Source organism: Aquimarina penaris (genome assembly GCF_040786285.1).
GTDB lineage: Bacteria > Bacteroidota > Bacteroidia > Flavobacteriales > Flavobacteriaceae > Aquimarina.
This window is the reverse complement of the sequence record NZ_JBFMKQ010000002.1, coordinates 424301-444159: the sequence shown is the minus strand read 5'-3', so window position 1 is coordinate 444159 and position 19859 is coordinate 424301. Positions and strand designations below refer to the sequence as shown.

Annotated in this window: 17 protein-coding genes and 1 tRNA gene; 4 read left to right on the top strand and 14 right to left on the bottom strand. The window is 34.8% G+C overall.

What is annotated here, in order from left to right:
* The first annotated feature begins 56 nt into the window (after nucleotides 1–56).
* From ABW637_RS11550 to ABW637_RS11540, 3 genes are all read left to right on the top strand, one after another.
* A complete protein-coding gene (locus tag ABW637_RS11550) occupies nucleotides 57–1361 on the top strand; it encodes a DUF819 family protein (protein ID WP_367584844.1) in 1305 nt (434 codons plus the stop codon).
* Nucleotides 1362–1420: 59 nt separating this feature from the next.
* Complete coding sequence (locus ABW637_RS11545; RefSeq protein WP_367584843.1) at nucleotides 1421–2161, top strand: DUF4369 domain-containing protein; 741 nt, start codon at nucleotides 1421–1423, stop codon at nucleotides 2159–2161.
* A gap of 129 nt (nucleotides 2162–2290) precedes the next feature.
* Nucleotides 2291–2827 (top strand): GNAT family N-acetyltransferase, encoded by a 537-nt coding sequence (locus ABW637_RS11540; RefSeq protein ID WP_367584842.1) that lies wholly within the window; start codon nucleotides 2291–2293, stop codon nucleotides 2825–2827.
* A gap of 204 nt (nucleotides 2828–3031) precedes the next feature.
* Here ABW637_RS11540 and ABW637_RS11535 read toward each other — a convergent pair.
* The 7 genes from ABW637_RS11535 to ABW637_RS11505 all read right to left on the bottom strand — a co-directional run bounded on the left by ABW637_RS11535 (nucleotide 3032) and on the right by ABW637_RS11505 (nucleotide 6953).
* Nucleotides 3032–3105: transfer RNA gene (locus ABW637_RS11535), tRNA-Thr, on the bottom strand.
* A gap of 57 nt (nucleotides 3106–3162) precedes the next feature.
* The gene (locus ABW637_RS11530) at nucleotides 3163–3429 is read right to left on the bottom strand and encodes a hypothetical protein (RefSeq protein WP_367584841.1); all 267 of its coding nucleotides are present in this window, start codon (nucleotides 3427–3429) and stop codon (nucleotides 3163–3165) included.
* 46 nt (nucleotides 3430–3475) lie between these two features.
* A complete protein-coding gene (locus ABW637_RS11525) occupies nucleotides 3476–4459 on the bottom strand; it encodes a type I phosphomannose isomerase catalytic subunit (protein ID WP_367584840.1) in 984 nt (327 codons plus the stop codon).
* Nucleotides 4452–4913 carry a peroxiredoxin gene (locus ABW637_RS11520; RefSeq protein ID WP_367584839.1) on the bottom strand — a complete coding sequence of 154 codons (462 nt, stop codon included), beginning with the start codon at nucleotides 4911–4913 and terminating at the stop codon, nucleotides 4452–4454. The genes ABW637_RS11525 and ABW637_RS11520 overlap by 8 nt, the downstream gene beginning before the upstream one ends.
* Nucleotides 4914–4916: 3 nt before the next feature.
* A complete protein-coding gene (locus tag ABW637_RS11515) occupies nucleotides 4917–5327 on the bottom strand; it encodes a 6-pyruvoyl trahydropterin synthase family protein (RefSeq protein WP_367584838.1) in 411 nt (136 codons plus the stop codon).
* Complete coding sequence (gene idi / locus ABW637_RS11510) at nucleotides 5324–5845, bottom strand: isopentenyl-diphosphate Delta-isomerase (RefSeq protein ID WP_367584837.1); 522 nt, start codon at nucleotides 5843–5845, stop codon at nucleotides 5324–5326. The genes ABW637_RS11515 and idi overlap by 4 nt, the downstream gene beginning before the upstream one ends.
* 151 nt (nucleotides 5846–5996) lie before the next feature.
* Nucleotides 5997–6953, bottom strand: a complete 957-nt coding sequence (locus ABW637_RS11505) for a PorP/SprF family type IX secretion system membrane protein (protein WP_367584836.1) — start codon at nucleotides 6951–6953, stop codon at nucleotides 5997–5999.
* Nucleotides 6954–7277: 324 nt separating this feature from the next.
* On the opposite strand from ABW637_RS11505, the gene ABW637_RS11500 reads away from it, so the two are divergent.
* Nucleotides 7278–8864 carry a peptide chain release factor 3 gene (locus ABW637_RS11500; RefSeq protein ID WP_367584835.1) on the top strand — a complete coding sequence of 529 codons (1587 nt, stop codon included), beginning with the start codon at nucleotides 7278–7280 and terminating at the stop codon, nucleotides 8862–8864.
* Nucleotides 8865–9014: 150 nt separating this feature from the next.
* On the opposite strand, the gene ABW637_RS11495 is transcribed toward ABW637_RS11500, so the two are convergent.
* The 7 genes from ABW637_RS11495 to rplA all read right to left on the bottom strand — a co-directional run bounded on the left by ABW637_RS11495 (nucleotide 9015) and on the right by rplA (nucleotide 19852).
* Nucleotides 9015–9335 carry an Mpo1-like protein gene (locus ABW637_RS11495; RefSeq protein WP_367584833.1) on the bottom strand — a complete coding sequence of 107 codons (321 nt, stop codon included), beginning with the start codon at nucleotides 9333–9335 and terminating at the stop codon, nucleotides 9015–9017.
* 137 nt (nucleotides 9336–9472) lie between these two features.
* A complete protein-coding gene (locus ABW637_RS11490) occupies nucleotides 9473–9787 on the bottom strand; it encodes a DUF3467 domain-containing protein (RefSeq protein WP_367584832.1) in 315 nt (104 codons plus the stop codon).
* Between the two features lie 67 nt (nucleotides 9788–9854).
* Nucleotides 9855–14156, bottom strand: a complete 4302-nt coding sequence (gene rpoC, locus ABW637_RS11485; protein WP_367584831.1) for a DNA-directed RNA polymerase subunit beta' — start codon at nucleotides 14154–14156, stop codon at nucleotides 9855–9857.
* A 74-nt stretch (nucleotides 14157–14230) separates the two neighbouring features.
* Nucleotides 14231–18040, bottom strand: a complete 3810-nt coding sequence (rpoB, locus tag ABW637_RS11480; protein ID WP_367584830.1) for a DNA-directed RNA polymerase subunit beta — start codon at nucleotides 18038–18040, stop codon at nucleotides 14231–14233.
* A 131-nt stretch (nucleotides 18041–18171) separates the two neighbouring features.
* On the bottom strand, nucleotides 18172–18549 hold the full coding sequence (gene rplL / locus ABW637_RS11475; RefSeq protein ID WP_367584829.1) for a 50S ribosomal protein L7/L12: 378 nt from the start codon (nucleotides 18547–18549) through the stop codon (nucleotides 18172–18174).
* Between the two features lie 70 nt (nucleotides 18550–18619).
* Complete coding sequence (gene rplJ, locus ABW637_RS11470; RefSeq protein ID WP_367584828.1) at nucleotides 18620–19141, bottom strand: 50S ribosomal protein L10; 522 nt, start codon at nucleotides 19139–19141, stop codon at nucleotides 18620–18622.
* 15 nt (nucleotides 19142–19156) lie between these two features.
* Nucleotides 19157–19852, bottom strand: coding sequence for a 50S ribosomal protein L1 (rplA, locus tag ABW637_RS11465; RefSeq protein WP_367584827.1), 696 nt, complete (start codon nucleotides 19850–19852; stop codon nucleotides 19157–19159).
* Nucleotides 19853–19859: the final 7 nt, after the last annotated feature.

Genomic DNA, 19859 nt, shown 5'->3' with positions numbered 1-19859 from the left:
TATTTGACCTCTTTTAAAATACTGTATTTTGCAAGATATCTTTTTAAAATCAAACCATGGAAAATACTCCTCTCTTTACCAATGATACTATTGTTTTCGGAATTTTAATGCTTTGTTTGGGGCTTGTTTTTTACACCTCATCTATAAAGTCAGGTTTTTGGAAATCATTTTACAAAATCGTTCCTGCTATATTATTATGTTATTTATTACCAGCAATATTTAACTCTTTAGGTATTATTTCACCAGAATGGAAAGAACTTACAGCCGATGGAGAATTAGTAGAGAAATCTTCCAAGGTATATCATATTGCTAGCAGATACTTACTACCAGCTTCTTTAGTCTTAATGACACTAAGTATAGATCTTAAAGCTGTTTTTAACTTAGGGCCAAAAGCACTAATCATATTTCTTACAGGAACATTAGGTATAATTATAGGCGGACCCATTGCCGTTTTATTAATCTCTGCAGTATCACCAGAAACGGTAGGCGGAGCCGATTTTGATGCGGTTTGGAGAGGTTTATCTACATTGGCAGGTAGCTGGATTGGTGGTAGCGCTAATCAGGCAGCCATGTTAGAAATCTATCAATACAACCCAAATAAATATGGGGGGATGGTAGTAGTTGATATTGTGGTAGCCAATCTTTGGATGGCATTGTTATTAATCGGTATCGGAAAAACCGATAAAATTGACGCTTGGTTAAAAGCAGACACTAGTGCTATCGAATCATTAAAAGAAAAAGTATCCAATTACGCAGATAGCATCAACCGAAATCCAACTTTAACAGATTATATGATCATGTTATCTATTGCATTTGTAACCGTTGGAGTTTCTCATTGGGGAGCAGGCGGTATGTCGGACTTCTTATCTAATAATTTCGAAGTATTCAATGATAAGAGTTCTGCGCTATCAACATTTACATCCAAGTTTTTTTGGATGGTAACCATTGCCACTATCATCGGAATTTTATTATCATATACCAAGGTCAAGAAATATGAAGGAGCCGGAGCCAGTAAAATAGGAACTATATTCATCTATATCCTCATAGCCACCATAGGTATGAAAATGGATATGGGAATGATTTTCGAAAATCCAGGGCTTATAGCGATAGGGTTAGTATGGATGACTATTCATGCCTTGTTGCTTATAGGCGTAGCCAAATTAATTAAAGCACCTTACTTTTTTCTTGCTGTGGGTAGCCAGGCTAACGTTGGTGGAGCAGCATCTGCCCCGGTAGTTGCAGCGGCTTTTCACCCCTCATTAGCAACTGTTGGTGTGCTTTTAGCCGTTTTTGGATATGTAGTGGGAACCTATGGCGCGATTTTATGTACTATTTTAATGCAAATAGCTTCCGGAAGTTAGTATTTCAACCCAAATTATAGCATATTTGTATCCCAATTTTTTTAATTATTAAATCATACATGAAACAATTTTCTTTCATATTATTATTAAGTATTTTCTTAACTAATTGTAGCTCTCCCGAAAAAAAAGGGAATGTTACCGTCATGGGTAATATTAAAGGTTTAAAAAAAGGAAAAGTATACTTGCAAAAAGTAAGGGATACCATGCTAATTAATATAGACTCTGTACTTATTGATGGGGATTCAGAATTTATACTGCAATCTCAAGTTAAAGAGCCAGAAATACATTACTTGTATCTTGACAAAGATGACGGGAAACAGTTTAATGATCGTATTGATTTTTTTGCAGAGCCAGGAGAAATTACTATTACCACCACACTTGCTGATTTTGAAAAAGATGTAAAAATTGAAGGAGGTAAAAATCAAGAAAAATTTGATGAGTATAAAAAAATGATCAAACGGTTTAATGAAAGAAACCTTAGATTGATCAAAGAAGATTTTGAAGCGAGCAAGCAAAAGGATGAAGAAAAGCTAATAGCAAATGACGTAGCTTATAAAAAACTAATGCGTCAAAAGTATTTATACACGATTAACTTTGCTATTTTTAATAAAAGACTCGAAGTAGCACCATATGTAACTTTAAGCGAAGTATATGATGCCAATATCAAATATTTAGATACAGTGGCTCAATCATTAAGCCCTAAGGTAAAAAAATCATTATACGGTAAGCAACTGATTACATATATAGAAGATCGAAGAGAAAAAGAATCGGTAACTATAAAAAATGATTCTATCGATTAAATTTTATTCACCCTTTAAAAAAAGGCACTAATCATTTGTATTTTGATTAGTGCCTTTTTTTATTATAATTAATTAGTATTGTATTCGAAAACCTTTTAGAGTACATAGTAAAAACAACTTTAACTAAGAATGAAAAATAACAACCCTATTGTAAGAGATGCCCTTCCCGAAGAATTTTTAGAAGTTGGAGAGTTAATGGTTAAGGTATATTCTCAATTAAAAGGATTTCCATCTAAAGATGAACAACCCAGCTATTACGAAATGCTTGCCGACGTGGGTAGTTTAACAAAAAAACCACTAACAAGGTTGTTAGTCGCACTCTCTGAAGATGGAAAAATCGCAGGAGCAGTAGTCTATTTTGGAGATATGAAACATTACGGTTCTGGCGGAACAGCTACAAAAGAAAGAAATGCTTCTGGATTTAGATTGCTTGCTGTAGATCCAGTTGCCAGAGGGAAAGGTATCGGTAGAATTTTAACCGAAGCATGCCTGCAAATTGCTAAAGATGAGAAGCAAAATCAAATGATCATTCATTCAACAAAAGCGATGCAAGTTGCATGGAAAATGTATGAGAATATGGGGTTTAAAAGATCCAAGGATTTAGACTTTGTACAAGGAGCACTCCTTGTATTTGGTTTTAGGTTGTTATTTAAAAAAGTAAACTAGAAAAGAGGCTATACTAAGAATCTTTTTCAAACAAAGGGTTCCAAATATAACATGTAAGACTTCATTAAAGAACCAATAGAGGGACTCCCTTCAACTATGCCTATATTGAGGGAAGTCGAAATGCTCAGGATAAATTTCTCGTCCCGAAACCTCATTACTTAAAAAAGAAAAGTCCTGAATATAACATCCAGGACTTCAATACAGAGCCGATAGAGGGACTCGAACCCACGACCTGCTGATTACAAATCAGCTGCTCTAGCCAGCTGAGCTATATCGGCAAAAGCGATGCAAATATAATTTCTACTTTTATATTTGCAAATACTTTTTTAAAAAAATTATAGTGAATTTACTTTCTTGATTAAAGCCTCTGCAGTTTTCTGTAAATCCGCGCGAATAGCCTTAAAGTGTTTTGACGTATTTTCTACTTTACGATCATTAACTCTGGTCATAAATCCATCAAAAGAAGTTATTGCTTCATCGATAATTGCTTCTCCTGATTTATCATCTTTACCAGGGTTATCCAATTGCCATACATAAACTTCTTCTATGATATCTCCTAACACATAGTTAATATCTTTCTTAAGGTCTCTCTTGTTTGCCATATCAAATTTATTTTACGCAAAATTAGTGTTTTCTATTAGAATATACTCAAATATAAGTTTGAAGTAGTTTTACATTTTTAGATCGTATACTAATATTTTTTATACATGCTGGGACTAGTATAGTTTCTCCAAGTTTTATGTTTATATCTGTACTTGTATTTCCATTTTTTATTACAGCTTCTCCTTCTACACACATGTACACTACAAAAGAATCAAATTTCTCATGAGAAATCACCATATTTTGATCAACTTTTATAAGGTTTGTAATAAAATGCGGGCACTGTACTAAATTAGAGATCCCATTGTTACCAGACTTATATTCTATCCTATATTCTTCTTCATTTTTAAAATCAATCGCTTCTAAAGCATCTTCTTGATGAAGTTCTCTATAGTTACCATCACTATCTTTTCTATCCCAATCATACACGCGGTAGGTAATATCTGAAGTTTGTTGTATTTCTGCAAGAAGTACTCCTCTACCAATGGCATGTATAAGCCCCGAGTATACAAAAAACGTATCTCCTTTGGTAACCTGTTCATAATTTAAAATATCTTTTATTGACTTTTGATCGACATGTTTTTGATATAGTGCTTTATCAACTACTTGATTAAACCCAATAATGATATTGGCATCTTTATCTGCTTGAACAATGTGCCACATTTCGGTTTTACCTAAAGAATCATGTTTTTGCTTTGCAATCTCGTCCCCAGGATGAAGTTGCACAGAAAGGTCTTCTTTAGCATCTATGAACTTAATTAATAAAGGAAATTTAGTTCCGAAACGTTCAAAATTTTTGTCTCCAACAAGTTGCTCTTTATATTCTATTAGAAGTTCATGTAGTGTTTTACCTGTAAACTCTCCTTCACTAATAACAGAATAATCCCCTTCTACATCACTTATTTCCCAGCTTTCGCCAATACAAGAAGTATTAGAATCTTTATTGAGAATATTCTTCAATTTAGTCCCTCCCCAAATCTTTTCTTTAAGGATAGGTTTAAATTTTAATATATATAATGAAGGGTTAGTCATTAATGATTTCCTTGATTTTGGCAATTGCTTTATCCAGGTGTCTACTAGCATTCATACTATTAAACTTAAGTTGTATTACACCATTTTTATCGATAACATACGTTTCTCTACCTGGTAGTAAGCCCAATAATTCAGATTTTACTCCAAAAAGTTTTCTTAGCTTTCCTTTAGCGTCGGACAAAAATATAAAAGGAAGTTGATATCTACGTTTAAATTTTTCATGAGATTTTACACTATCAGAACTGATCCCAATCACCTCGGCTCCTACCGATTTGAAATCAGCATAACTATCTCTAAAATCGCAAGCTTCTTTAATACAACCCGGAGTAAAATTTTTAGGATAAAAATAAATCACTACAGGAATCTTACCTACTACTAAATTACTTTGAAAATCCTCTCCAATATCATTTTTGGCTATAAAATCGGGAACTCTATCCCCTACTTCCAATCCCATATACTATTCTCCTTTATACATTACAAAATTACGGGGGGTCTCATACAAAGTAACCTCAATATCGTACTTAGAAGCCAATTTATTGCGCAGTCTATTCCAGATTACCACTGCTATATTTTCTACGGTAGGGTTTAAGGTAGCAAATTCTTCAACCTCTTCATTAAGATTTTTATGATCCATATAATCCTCAACTTCTGTTTTAATATGATCTTTCAAAATTTTGAGATCTATTAAATAGCCTGTTTCCGAATCAATCTCCCCAACAACGGCAACAGTAAGTTCATAATTATGTCCGTGATATTTTGGATTACTGCACTTACCAAATACCTGAAGGTTTTTTTCATCACTCCAGTCTTTACGATACAATCGATGGGCTGCATTAAAATGCGCTTTTCTGCAAGCTTTAATCCTCATAGTGTGATATACGAATAAAATTTATCAAAAATGATCTTAAACCATTCTGTATAGTGTTCTGGATGTTCTAAAACATCTTCTTTTACAGCCTCGATAGGCATCCATTTCCAGTCGGCTACTTCATCAGGATTGATGACGGGATTTTCTTCGTATTTACCAATCAACACATGATCATATTCATGCTCTGTAAGTCCATTATCAAAAGGTGCTTTATATATAAAAGACACGCTGTCTTTAAGTGAAGTAGTAAATCCCATTTCTTCCTGTAACCTTCTGGTACCAGCTTCAATATTACTTTCACCATCTCTTTGATGACTACAACATGTATTAGTCCATAAGCCTGGGGAATGGTATTTATGATGAGCTCTTTGTTGAAGCATTAATTCATTTTCATCATTAATAACGAATACCGAAAAGGCTCTGTGTAATACTGCTTTTTGGTGTGCTTCTAATTTGGGCATTAACCCTATTTGTTCATCATTTTCGTTTACTAAAATGACTTTTTCTTCTTCTTTCATTATTTTTTATTACGCCAAAATTACGAAATCATACTAGCAATTCATAATGTATAACTAAACTGAAATGAAATATAGTATGTAGTTATTAAAATAAAAAGCATTTACAAGGTAAGATGCTTTGAAGTAATGTATATTCCTTTACTTATTGTGTCTAAAAGAAACGCGGTGTTAACATCCTGTTGTACTTCTTGAAAAGTTCAAAACGCAAAAGCACCTCGTAACTCCCATCGTTAAATTGGGTTTGTCCTAACTCGGTAGTTTCTCTATCATAGGCAAAACCAATCATCATAGAATCCGATATCTGGAAACCAACCTGACCTGTTACTGCAGCACTCCAGCGATAGGCTGCTCCAATAGTAAAGCGATCATATAATAAAAAATTAGCCGAAAGATCAACCTGTAAAGGAGCTCCAAAGACCAATTTACTCAATACTGCAGGTTTAAACTTTACTTCAGAACTCAAATCAAAAACATGACCTGCGATCAAATAATAATTAATACGCTCTTCTGCCAGAAAACTAACCGCGGTGCTGTTACTATCGGTAGTGCTCTCATCAAAATGATCTGTCTCTAATAAATTGGGAGCACTTAACCCCAAATAAAAACGATCTGTATGATAATATATTCCAACTCCAACATTAGGACTAAATTTATTATCGATATTATTCTCAAATAGAGCATCATTGGTATTAAACTGTGTCAATTGCTGAAAATCAACATTCAATAAATGACCTCCCGTTTTTAATCCAAAACTTAATCTTCCAGAATCTGACGTAGAAATGGTATAGGAGAAATCAATATCAAAATACGTCTCGTCGGTAGGGCCTATCTCATCATTAACAATCGAAAATCCTAAACCAATACGTTCACTATCCCCTATCGGTGTATTTACAGTTAATGTTTGAGTGCGGGGTGCACCATCCAAACCCACCCACTGACTGCGATGAAGCCCCATAATACTCATCACTCCTCGGCTACCGGCATAGGCGGGATTAATACTGATGGTGTTGTACATATACTGAGTATATTGTGCGTCTTGTTGGGCTTTAATAGAAATAGAAGAAAGACTAAATGCTATAAGCATAAATACGATTAGTAGTCTATTCATTAATAGTTTAGTTTGATTTAGGGATTAACAAATATATGGTTTATATAATAAATCCAAGGTATTAGAATTATATACCAAGATTAGACAAAACAAACTTTAAAAAATAAATTTTATTTTTTCTTTCTTTTCAAACTAAGAACTACATATAATAAAGTCCAATTAAAAATATAGTACTACCTCGCATTAGTTTTTCAATTTTCCTTGATTTGGATTTCGTTTTTTAGGGTAAATTTCATTGTTAATCACTAATTTTTAATGTGCACTAATTTGATTCTTACATTACATTTTTAGTGCTATATTTGCATCCTTATCACGAACTATATAATGAAATTTACAGACGAAATAGGAAGAAGGAGAACCTTTGGGATCATCTCTCACCCAGATGCCGGTAAGACCACATTAACTGAAAAACTATTGCTCTTTGGTGGAGCTATTCAGGAAGCTGGAGCCGTAAAATCAAATAAGATTAAAAAAGGTGCCACGAGTGACTTTATGGAGATTGAACGCCAACGTGGTATATCTGTTGCGACTTCTGTTTTAGCTTTTGAATATAAAAACATTAAGATTAACATTCTGGATACTCCCGGGCACAAAGATTTTGCCGAGGATACTTTTAGAACCTTAACCGCCGTAGATAGCGTAATTGTTGTTGTTGATGTTGCCAAAGGTGTAGAGGAACAAACCGAAAAATTAGTTTCGGTATGTAGAATGAGAAACATTCCTATGATTGTTTTTATTAATAAACTTGATAGAGAAGGTAAGGATGCTTTTGAACTTCTGGATGAGATCGAACAAAAATTAGGTCTTACCGTTACCCCATTAAGTTTTCCTATAGGAATGGGGTATGATTTTAAAGGAATCTATAATATTTGGGAGAGGAATATCAATCTTTTTAGTGGAGACAGCAGAAAGAATATCGAAGAAACAATTGAAATTTCTGATTTATCGTCTCAAGAACTCAACAAGACAATCGGAGATGAAGCTGCAGACACACTGCGAGAAGAACTTGAATTGGTAGAGGGTATATACCCAAAATTTGATAAAGAAGCCTATCAACAAGGAGAACTGCAACCTGTATTCTTTGGTTCGGCATTAAATAACTTTGGAGTTAGAGAATTACTAGACTGTTTTGTTACCATTGCTCCACCCCCAAGACCTAAAGAGAGTGATATGCGTTTGGTAAAACCTGAAGAAAAAGATTTTACAGGATTTGTTTTTAAGATTCACGCCAATATGGACCCTAAACACAGAGACAGATTGGCTTTTATAAAGATTGTTTCGGGAACTTTTGAAAGAAACGTACCTTACTTGCATACCAGACATAATAAAAAACTTAAATTCTCGAGTCCTAATGCTTTTTTTGCAGAGAAAAAGGAAATCGTAGACATATCCTACCCAGGAGATATTGTTGGGTTGCATGATACAGGTAACTTTAAAATTGGGGATACTCTTACTAAAGGAGAGATTCTTCATTATAAAGGGATACCAAGTTTTTCGCCAGAACATTTTAGGTATATTAATAATGCCGATCCCATGAAATCAAAACAATTGACTAAAGGAATCGATCAATTAATGGATGAAGGAGTGGCACAATTGTTCACTTTAGAATTGAACGGAAGAAAAGTTATTGGTACCGTAGGAGCATTACAATATGAAGTTATTCAATATCGATTAGAACATGAGTATGGTGCAAAATGCACCTATGAAAATCTAAATGTTCATAAAGCATGCTGGGTAGATCCTGAAGATGCTAACAACGAAGAATTCAAAGATTTTAAACGTGTAAAAAGTAAGTTTTTAGCAAAAGATAAGCAAGGTCAATTAGTATTCCTTGCGGATTCCTCATTTAGCTTACAAATGACACAGCAGAAGTACCCTTCAATTCAATTTCATTATACTTCAGAATTTTAAAAACCAATTTAGAAGGCTGCTAAAGGCCTTTTCACATACTTTGTAAACAATATATGTTATATACCTAAAAACCGATTAAAACTATCTCGTTTTAATCGGTTTTTGGTTTATCTATATTCACTGATATTGAAAAATCAATATATACTTACCTCAATCTTTTGTACTATCAAAGGAACGCTTACCGAATAAGATTTCGAAAAACAATTTAAAATCTGATATCAAACTCCATAAAGGATATTTAAATGTGGCTGGTTTATTTTTTTCAAAGAAAGCATGTCCAACCCAAGCAAATCCATACCCAATAGCCGGAACTATAAACCATTTCCATTCCCAATTAAAGTAAATAGCTATTGCTATACATACAAAAACCAAAAACGTACCCACAAAATGTAAGGTACGACTCGTTCTGTTTTGGTGCTCTGTTAAGTAAAATTTATAAAACTCTGAATATGTTTTAATTCGATCTGACATATTTAATCTATTTATTTAGTATGAATATACTAATATATCAAAAATATACCTTTAAGTCAAGTGAGGTATTTGAATAAAAAAAACCTGCCACTTTTTTTACTATAGTAACAGGTTTTTATATAAATACATTTTTAATCTTACGCTTCACCAGTGGGTCCAAAATTCATTGGGATTGGTGGTTGCTCATAATCTTTAATCTCTCCATGAGCCGACTCAAACCTATTAACATTATCGTTAAGAGCTTTAAGTAATCTTTTTGCATGCTGCGGAGTTAAAATAATTCTGCTCTTTACCTTACTCTTAGGCCTACCTGGCATAACATTTACAAAATCAATCACGAATTCTGAAACAGAATGATTAATAATAGCAAGATTGCTATAAATACCATCTGCAATTGATTCATCGAGTTCTATATTTAACTGATTTTGTTTTTGATTTTTATTCTCTGCCATTTCAAGTTTTTTAGTACTATTCCTTTAAAAACAGAAAGCCTGCCTTTATGTAGGCAGGCTTTTCATATTAATTATAATTAACTTCTTGTCGTTGTTCCATTCGGTCCTCGAACTCTTCTTTGGATCCTACAATAATACTTTCATAGTCTCTCATTCCTGTACCTGCTGGAATTCTATGTCCAACAATTACATTCTCTTTAAGACCTTCAAGAGTATCCACTTTACCGCTTACCGCAGCTTCGTTTAATACTTTTGTAGTTTCCTGGAAAGAAGCTGCAGAGATAAATGACTTCGTTTGAAGCGAAGCTCTAGTAATACCTTGCAAAATAGGAGTTGCTGTAGCTGGAGTAACATCTCTAGCTGTAACCAGATTCTTATCTTCTCTACGTAATACAGAGTTTTCATCTCTAAGATCACGAGGAGAAATGATTTGACCAGGTTTAAGGTTTTCACTATCACCTGCATCTTCGACAACTTTCATTCCGAAGATTTCATCATTCTCTTCTATAAAGTCTGATTTATGAACCAATTGATTTTCTAAGAAAATAGTATCTCCCGGATCCTGAATTCTAACTTTACGCATCATCTGGCGCACAACAACTTCAAAATGCTTGTCATTAATTTTCACACCTTGTAGTCGATATACTTCTTGTACTTCATTCACAAGGTATTGTTGTACAGCAGATGGGCCTTTAATCTTAAGAATATCTTCTGGAGTAATAGAACCATCAGATAGTGGCATCCCCGCTCTTACATAATCATTTTCCTGAACAAGAATTTGATTAGAAAGCTTCACTAGATACTTCTTAATCTCTCCTATTCTGGACTCTACTATGATTTCGCGATTACCACGTTTGATTTTACCAAATGATACTACACCATCGATTTCACTTACTACTGCAGGGTTAGATGGGTTACGTGCTTCGAATAATTCTGTTACTCTAGGCAGACCTCCTGTAATATCACCGGCTTTTGCCGATTTACGAGGTATCTTAACCAAAATCTTACCTACTTTAATCTTATCATTATCATCGACCATTAAGTGGGCACCAACCGGAAGGTTATATGAACGTAATACTTCATCTCCTTTACCTAATACATGAAGTGTAGGTATTTTTTTCTTATCACGAGATTCAGAAATTACTTTTTCCTGGAAACCAGTTTGTTCATCTATTTCTACCTGATATGTAACCCCTTGTTCGATGTTTTCATAACTTACTTTACCAGCAAATTCAGAAATAATAACACCATTATAAGGATCCCACTGACAGATCACCTGTTCTTCTTTTAAGGTATCACCATCTTTGATAAACAGTTGAGAACCATAAGGAATCAAGTTTGTACTTAAAACAATCTTAGTCTTAGGGTCTATTACTTTAACTTCAGAAGTACGAGAGATTACTACATCTATTTCTTTACCATCCGCATCTTCACCCTTAACTGTCTTAAGTTCTTCTATTTCTGCTTTACCAGCAAATTTAGATTTTAATTGATTTTCCTCAGAAATGTTACCTGCAATACCACCTACGTGGAATGTACGTAAGGTAAGCTGTGTACCTGGTTCACCAATAGATTGTGCTGCCACAACACCTACTGCCTCACCTCGTTGAACTGTTTTACCAGTAGCAAGGTTACGACCATAACATTTTACACAAATTCCTTTCTTAGCCTCACATGTAAGCGCAGAACGTACCTCTACAGATTCTACAGGAGAATTTTCGATTATTTTAGCAGTAGCATCATCAATTTCTACTCCAGCTTCTATTAACACCTCTTGTGTAAGCGGGTTAATTACATCTTGTAATGAAGTTCTACCCACTATTCTAGCACCAAGTCCTTCAATAATCTCTTCATTTTTCTTTAATGGAGATACTTCTACACCTCTTAATGTACCACAGTCCTCTATATTAACAATAACATCCTGTGCCACATCAACCAAACGACGTGTTAAGTATCCTGCGTCTGCCGTCTTAAGAGCGGTATCTGCAAGACCTTTACGAGCACCGTGAGTAGAAATAAAGTATTCAAGAATTGAAAGTCCTTCTTTAAAGTTAGAAAGAATCGGGTTTTCAATAATCTCTCCACCAGCTGAGCTAGCTTTCTTCGGCTTAGCCATCAAACCACGCATTCCGGTTAACTGACGAATCTGTTCTTTAGATCCCCTTGCTCCAGAATCAAGCATCATATATACAGAGTTAAACCCTTGCTGATCTTCTCTAATACGTTTCATTGATAACTCGGTAAGATTGGCGTTTGTTGTTGTCCAAACATCAATTACCTGGTTATATCGCTCATTATTAGTGATAAGACCCATATTATAACTTCCTACGATTTCATCTACCTTTTTATTGGCACTGGCAATCATAGTATGCTTTTCTTGAGGTATGATAATATCACCCAAACTAAATGATAATCCACCCTGGAAAGCAAAGTTATATCCTAATTTCTTAATTTCATCTAAGAAAGCAGCAGTCTCAGGAACACTAGTCACCTTAAGAATATCTCCAATAATATCTCTAAGAGATTTTTTAGTCAATACCTCATTGATATATCCAGCTTGTTCAGGAACTTTTTCGTTAAATAATACTCTACCCGTTGTAGTTTCAATTATTTTAGTAACTGATTCGCCTTCTTCATTAATATCTTGAGTTCGTACTTTAATATTAGCGTTAATATCCAGTCTCTTCTCATTATAAGCAATAATTACTTCTTCTGGAGAATAGAAAGTTAAATCTTCACCTTTTATTTCTAATTCTGGTGTAGATCTACGTGACTTGGTCATATAATATAATCCAAGTACCATATCCTGAGAAGGTACTGTTACCGGTGAACCATTCGCAGGATTAAGAATGTTATGTGATGCAAGCATCAATAACTGAGCTTCTAAAATTGCTTCTGGCCCTAATGGTAAATGTACCGCCATCTGGTCACCATCAAAATCTGCATTAAATGCAGTACATACCAATGGGTGTAATTGTATTGCTTTACCTTCTATAAGTTTAGGCTGAAATGCTTGAATACCTAAACGGTGAAGTGTAGGAGCACGGTTTAGTAATACCGGATGTCCTTTAAGAACATTTTCTAAGATATCCCAAACTACAGGCTCTTTTCTATCTATAATCTTTTTAGCAGATTTTACAGTTTTTACAATACCTCTTTCAATCAGTTTTCTGATCACGAATGGCTTATATAATTCTGCAGCCATGTTTTTTGGAAGACCACATTCGAATAATTTCAATTCTGGTCCTACAACGATTACAGAACGTGCAGAATAATCAACACGTTTACCTAGTAAGTTTTGACGGAAACGTCCTTGCTTACCCTTTAATGAATCAGATAATGATTTTAATGGCCTGTTAGAATCTGTTTTAACAGCAGATGCTTTACGTGTGTTATCAAATAAAGAATCTACAGATTCCTGAAGCATACGCTTTTCATTACGTAAAATTACCTCTGGAGCTTTGATTTCCATCAAACGCTTCAAACGATTATTACGAATAATCACACGACGATACAAGTCATTTAAATCTGAAGTCGCAAAACGACCACCATCTAATGGCACCAATGGACGTAATTCTGGCGGAATTACTGGTACAACTTTAAGAATCATCCATTCAGGACGGTTCTCTCTATTCTTATTTGCATCACGTAATGATTCTACTACCTGAAGACGTTTTAATGCTTCAGTTTTACGTTGCTTTGATGTTTCGTTATTTGCCTTATGTCTTAGTTCATACGAAAGTGCATCAAGGTCAATTCTTCTTAGAATTTCTATCAAACACTCTGCTCCCATCTTTGCAATGAATTTATTTGGATCTGTATCATCCAAGTATAAATTCTCTTGCGGAAGGCTATCTAATATATTTAAATATTCTTCTTCTGTAAGGAAATCCATTTTCTGTACTGGTTCACCTTCTTCATTTTTGGCGATACCAGGTTGAATTACTACGTAACGCTCGTAGTAAATGATCATATCTAATTTCTTAGAAGGAAGACCTAATAAATATCCTATTTTATTTGGTAAAGAACGGAAATACCAAATGTGAGCCACAGGAACAACTAAGTTAATGTGACCAACACGGTCTCTACGTACTTTCTTTTCGGTAACTTCTACCCCACATCGATCACAAACAATACCTTTGTAACGAATTCTTTTATATTTACCACAAGCACATTCAAAGTCCTTTACAGGGCCAAAGATACGCTCACAGAACAAACCATCACGCTCAGGTTTGTGAGTACGATAATTGATAGTTTCAGGTTTTAAAACCTCTCCTTGAGATGCTGCTAAAACAGACTCTGGAGAAGCTAAACCAATAGAGATCTTATTAAATCTCTTTACTGTATTCTTATCATTATTTCTTGCCATTTTTTTCTAGTATTCAGTATTAAGTATGCAGTATGCAGCTTTAAAGCTGCGTACTGCTTACTGCAAACTATTTTTTATTCTTCTAATCTGATATCCAGACCCAGACCTTTTAATTCGTGCATTAATACATTAAAAGATTCTGGTAATCCCGGTTCTGGCATAGGCTCACCTTTAACGATACTTTCGTATGTTTTAGCTCTTCCTATAACATCATCAGATTTCACAGTCAATATCTCACGAAGTGTACTTGAAGCTCCATACGCTTCAAGTGCCCAAACTTCCATCTCTCCAAAACGCTGACCACCAAACTGAGCTTTACCACCAAGTGGTTGCTGAGTAATCAATGAGTATGGACCAATAGAACGCGCGTGCATCTTATCATCTACCATGTGGCCTAATTTAAGCATGTAAATCACACCTACTGTAGCTGCTTGATCAAAACGATCTCCTGTACCTCCATCATATAGATATGTATGTCCAAATCTAGGAATTCCAGCTTCATCTGTAAATCCGTTGATTTGATCTAAGGAAGCTCCATCAAAAATTGGGGTAGCATACTTTCTACCTAATTTTTGTCCAGCCCAACCTAATACAGTTTCATATATCTGACCAATGTTCATACGAGATGGTACCCCTAGTGGATTCAATACGATATCTACTGGTGTTCCGTCTTCTAAGAATGGCATATCCTCTTCTCTTACAATACGAGCAACAATACCTTTGTTACCGTGACGACCTGCCATTTTATCTCCTACTTTTAGTTTACGTTTTTTAGCAATGTAAACTTTAGCAAGTTTAATGATTCCTGAAGGTAATTCATCTCCAACCGAAATTGTAAATTTCTCTCTTCTAAGATTACCTTGTAAATCGTTTTCTTTAATCTTATAGTTGTGAATAAGATCTGCAACCATGCTATTAAGATCGTCATCTGTTGTCCACGTACCTTTGGTAAGGTGAGCATAATCATCAACACTGTTAAGCATTTTTTGAGTATACTTTTTACCTTTTGGTAATACTTCTTCTCCAAGATCATTCATAACTCCTTGAGAAGTTTTACCACCAACGATAGCAAATAACTTATCGACTAACTCAGACTTTAACAATTCGAATTTTGTATCGTAAGATCTCTCTAGGATATCAATATCTTCCTTGTCTTGAGAACGTTTTCTCTTATCTTTTATAGCTCGTGCAAATAATTTCTTATCGATAACTACACCATGTAGTGAAGGAGAAGCTTTTAATGAAGCATCTTTTACATCACCAGCTTTATCACCAAAGATCGCTCTTAACAGCTTTTCTTCTGGAGTAGGATCACTTTCACCTTTTGGAGTAATTTTACCAATAAGAATATCTCCTGGCTTAATTTCAGCTCCAACGCGGATCATTCCGTTTTCATCAAGGTCTTTAGTAGCCTCTTCAGAAACATTAGGGATGTCGTTTGTTAATTCTTCATGACCTAATTTAGTATCTCTAACCTCTAGAGAATACTCATCGATATGGATAGAAGTAAAAATATCATCTCTAACTACTTTTTCAGAAATTACGATTGCATCCTCAAAGTTATATCCTTTCCAAGGCATAAAGGCTACTTTCATATTTCTACCCAATGCAAGCTCACCATTTTCGGTAGCATATCCCTGGCAAAGTACTTGACCTTTAGCAACCCTATCACCTACTCTTACGATTGGCTTAAGGTTAATACTGGTACCTTGATTCGTTTTACGGAATTTTATTAGATTGTATGTTTTAGAATCGCCATCAAAACTAACCATTCTTTGCTGATCGGTTCTATCATACTTAATAGTAATCTTTTGTGCATCTACGTATTCTACAACTCCGTCTCCTTCTGCATTAATTAATACTCTAGAGTCTGAAGCTACCTGACGCTCTAAACCTGTACCTACAATTGGAGCATCAACTCTTAATAATGGTACCGCCTGACGCATCATATTTGATCCCATCAAAGCACGGTTCGCATCATCATGCTCTAAGAATGGAATTAATGAAGCCGAAATAGAGGCAATCTGGTTAGGCGCAACATCTGCATAATTAACATTCGTAGGATCAATCACAGGGAAATCACCTTCCATACGAGCAATTACCTTTTCAGACTCTATAGTTCCATCATCTTTTAATGGAATATTAGCCTGTGCGATTAATTTTTCTTCCTCTTCTTCTGCACTTAAATATCTGTACTCGCTAATGTCTACTTTTCCTTCTGTAACTTTACGGTATGGAGTTTCTAAGAATCCCATAGAGTTTACTTTAGCAAATACCGCAAGTGAAGAAATCAAACCAATGTTTGGTCCTTCAGGAGTTTCAATAGGACATAAACGACCATAGTGTGTATAGTGTACATCTCGCACTTCGAATCCTGCTCTTTCTCTTGATAAACCACCAGGTCCAAGGGCAGAAAGTCTACGCTTATGCGTAATCTCTGCTAATGGATTCGTTTGATCCATAAACTGAGATAACTGGTTCGTACCAAAGAATGAATTAATTACAGAAGATAAGGTCTTCGCATTGATCAAATCAATTGGTGTAAATACCTCATTATCTCTAACGTTCATACGTTCACGAATCGTACGAGCCATACGAGCTAAACCAACACCAAACTGTTGTGACAATTGCTCACCTACTGTTCTAACACGACGGTTAGAAAGGTGATCAATATCATCAATCTCTGCTTTAGAGTTAATTAACTCGATTAAGTATTTTATAATGGTGATGATATCTTCTTTGGTAAGCACTTGCTTGTCCATAGCAATATCAAGACCTAATTTTTTATTCATTCTGTAACGACCTACTTCACCAAGGTTGTAACGTTGGTCAGAAAAGAATAGTTTGTCAATAATACCTCTTGCCGTTTCCTCATCAGGCGGTTCAGCATTACGTAATTGACGATAAATATGTTCAACCGCTTCTTTTTCAGAATTGGTAGGATCTTTTTGTAATGTATTATGAATAATCGCGTAATCACCTTTTTGATTATCCTCTTTATGAAGTAAAATAGTTTTTGCTCCAGATTCAACGATTTCTTCAAGGTGATCCTTGTCTAAAATTGTATCACGATCTAAAACAATCTCGTTACGCTCGATAGATACCACTTCTCCAGTATCTTCATCAACAAAATCTTCATGCCACGTATTTAAAACACGAGCGGCTAATTTACGTCCTAAAACCTTTTTCAATCCAGATTTAGAAACTTTCACCTCTTCTGCAAGGTCAAATATCTCTAAAATATCTTTATCTCTTTCGAAACCGATAGCACGGAAAAGTGTAGTTACCGGTAATTTTTTCTTTCTATCGATATATGCGTACATCACGCTATTGATATCGGTAGCAAATTCTATCCAAGAACCTTTAAAAGGAATTACTCTGGCAGAATATAATTTAGTTCCATTGGCATGGAATGATTGTCCAAAGAATACTCCAGGAGAACGGTGTAACTGAGATACAACAACTCGTTCTGCTCCATTAATACAGAAAGTACCACTAGGAGTCATATAAGGGATTGTACCTAAATATACATCCTGAACAATAGTCTCGAAATCTTCGTGTTCTGGGTCAGTACAGAATAATTTAAGACGTGCTTTTAACGGCACACTATAGGTAAGACCTCTTTCTATACATTCCTGAAGGTCGTATCTTGGTGGGTCTACAAAATAATCTAAAAATTCTAGTACAAATTGATTACGTGTATCTGTAATCGGGAAGTTTTCCATGAAGGTATTATATAAACCTTCGTTTCCTCTTTCTTCAGACTTTGTTTCTAATTGAAAGAAATCCTGAAAAGATTTAATCTGTATATCCAGGAAATCAGGATATTCAGGTCTATTCTTTACGGAAGAGAAATTCAATCTTTCTGTTTGCGTTGCTAACATCAATGGACGGAATTAAATTAAAATTTTAAAAAGGGTGCACATTTTAACATTTAACATGTATATATGCAAAATGGTTTAGACCACAGAGAATACTCTCCGGGTCTAAACCTATATGTCAATATATGGTAAGCTTACTTAAGCTCAACCTCAGCTCCAGCCTCTTCTAATTGAGCTTTAAGAGCTTCTGCTTCGTCTTTAGCAATTCCTTCTTTAACTGCTTTAGGCGCACCATCAACTAATTCTTTTGCATCTTTAAGACCAAGACCAGTTAATTCTTTAACAAGTTTTACAACTGCTAATTTAGAACCACCTGCAGCCTTAAGGATTACATCAAATTCTGATTTTTCTTCAGCAGCATCACCACCTCCAGCAGCAGCTCCACCAGCTACGGCAACTGCAGCAGCAGCAGGCTCGATACCATATTCTTCTTTTAATATATCAGCTAACTCATTAACTTCTTTTACTGTTAAGTTAACTAATTGTTCTGCGAAATCTTTTAAATCTGCCATTTTCTATCGTTTTAAATAATTTTTTTTAATTGAAATATAATTTGTTAAAAAGTGCGTACACTACTAGTTATTATCCTTCTTTCTCGGATAATGTTTTAAGGATACCTGCAATAGTACCTCCACCAGACTTTAATGCCGAAATAACATTCTTAGCAGGTGACTGTAATAAGCCGATAATATCTCCGATAACTTCTTCTTTAGACTTGATATTAACTAAAGTATCAAGGTTTTCGTCACCAACAAAGATTGCTTCTTCGATAAAAGCTCCTTTTAATAAAGGCTTCTCTGATTTCTTACGAAATTCTTTGATAACCTTTGCAGGTGCATTACCAGTTTCTGCAAACATTAATGAAGTATTACCTTTTAATACATTCGGTAATTCTCCAAAATCCTTATCTGAATTCTCCATTGCCTTAGCAAGAAGCGTATTCTTAATTACTTTTAATGATACATTAGCTTTAAAACAAGCTCTACGTAAATTTGAAGTTGTACCTGCATCTAAACCTGAAATATCAGCTAAATAAATATTAGTGTTTTCAGCCAACTGAGCAGTTAAGTCTTCAATTACTAGTGATTTTTCTTCTCTTGTCATAATCGTTTATCTTAATTACCCAGCAAAGTTTTTAGAATCAATCTCTACACCAGGACTCATTGTAGAAGACATATATATTGACTTAATATATATACCTTTAGCAGTCTGTGGTTTCAACTTTACTAATGTTGTTAATAATTCTTTAGCATTTCCAGCTATTTTTTCAGCATCGAAAGATGATTTTCCTATTGCTGCATGAACAATACCTGTTTTATCAACTTTGAAATCAATCTTACCAGCCTTAACATCAGAAACAGCTTTTGCAACATCCATTGTTACAGTACCTGTCTTAGGGTTAGGCATTAATCCACGAGGTCCTAATACCCTACCTAATGGTCCTAATTTACCCATAACACTAGGCATAGTGATGATCACATCAACATCTGTCCATCCACCTTTAATTTTATCAAGGTATTCATCAAGACCAACAAAATCAGCTCCTGCTTCTTTAGCTTCAGCTTCTTTATCTGGTGTTACTAATGCTAATACTTTAACATCTTTTCCTGTTCCGTGAGGTAATGTCACCACTCCACGTACCATTTGATTTGCTTTACGAGGATCTACGTTCAAACGAACAGCAAGATCTACAGAAGCATCAAAATTTACGCTTGTTATTTCTTTTATTAAAGAAGAAGCTTCCTCGACTGAATATGCTTTATTGCTATCCACCTTAGCTTTCGCTTCTTTTTGTTTTTTAGTTACTTTTGCCATTTTGTAA

Coding starts and splice junctions, on each gene's coding strand:
- ABW637_RS11550 (WP_367584844.1), top strand. CDS start 57: ATGGAAAATACTCCTCTCTTTACCAATGATACTATTGTTTTCGGAATT.
- ABW637_RS11505 (WP_367584836.1), bottom strand. CDS start 6,953: ATGAATAGACTACTAATCGTATTTATGCTTATAGCATTTAGTCTTTCT.
- ABW637_RS11515 (WP_367584838.1), bottom strand. CDS start 5,327: ATGAGGATTAAAGCTTGCAGAAAAGCGCATTTTAATGCAGCCCATCGA.
- rpoC (WP_367584831.1), bottom strand. CDS start 14,156: ATGGCAAGAAATAATGATAAGAATACAGTAAAGAGATTTAATAAGATC.
- ABW637_RS11500 (WP_367584835.1), top strand. CDS start 7,278: ATGAAATTTACAGACGAAATAGGAAGAAGGAGAACCTTTGGGATCATC.
- idi (WP_367584837.1), bottom strand. CDS start 5,845: ATGAAAGAAGAAGAAAAAGTCATTTTAGTAAACGAAAATGATGAACAA.
- ABW637_RS11520 (WP_367584839.1), bottom strand. CDS start 4,913: ATGGGATTGGAAGTAGGGGATAGAGTTCCCGATTTTATAGCCAAAAAT.
- rplL (WP_367584829.1), bottom strand. CDS start 18,549: ATGGCAGATTTAAAAGATTTCGCAGAACAATTAGTTAACTTAACAGTA.
- ABW637_RS11495 (WP_367584833.1), bottom strand. CDS start 9,335: ATGTCAGATCGAATTAAAACATATTCAGAGTTTTATAAATTTTACTTA.
- ABW637_RS11540 (WP_367584842.1), top strand. CDS start 2,291: ATGAAAAATAACAACCCTATTGTAAGAGATGCCCTTCCCGAAGAATTT.
- ABW637_RS11530 (WP_367584841.1), bottom strand. CDS start 3,429: ATGGCAAACAAGAGAGACCTTAAGAAAGATATTAACTATGTGTTAGGA.
- rplA (WP_367584827.1), bottom strand. CDS start 19,852: ATGGCAAAAGTAACTAAAAAACAAAAAGAAGCGAAAGCTAAGGTGGAT.
- ABW637_RS11490 (WP_367584832.1), bottom strand. CDS start 9,787: ATGGCAGAGAATAAAAATCAAAAACAAAATCAGTTAAATATAGAACTC.
- rplJ (WP_367584828.1), bottom strand. CDS start 19,141: ATGACAAGAGAAGAAAAATCACTAGTAATTGAAGACTTAACTGCTCAG.
- ABW637_RS11545 (WP_367584843.1), top strand. CDS start 1,421: ATGAAACAATTTTCTTTCATATTATTATTAAGTATTTTCTTAACTAAT.
- rpoB (WP_367584830.1), bottom strand. CDS start 18,040: ATGTTAGCAACGCAAACAGAAAGATTGAATTTCTCTTCCGTAAAGAAT.
- ABW637_RS11525 (WP_367584840.1), bottom strand. CDS start 4,459: ATGACTAACCCTTCATTATATATATTAAAATTTAAACCTATCCTTAAA.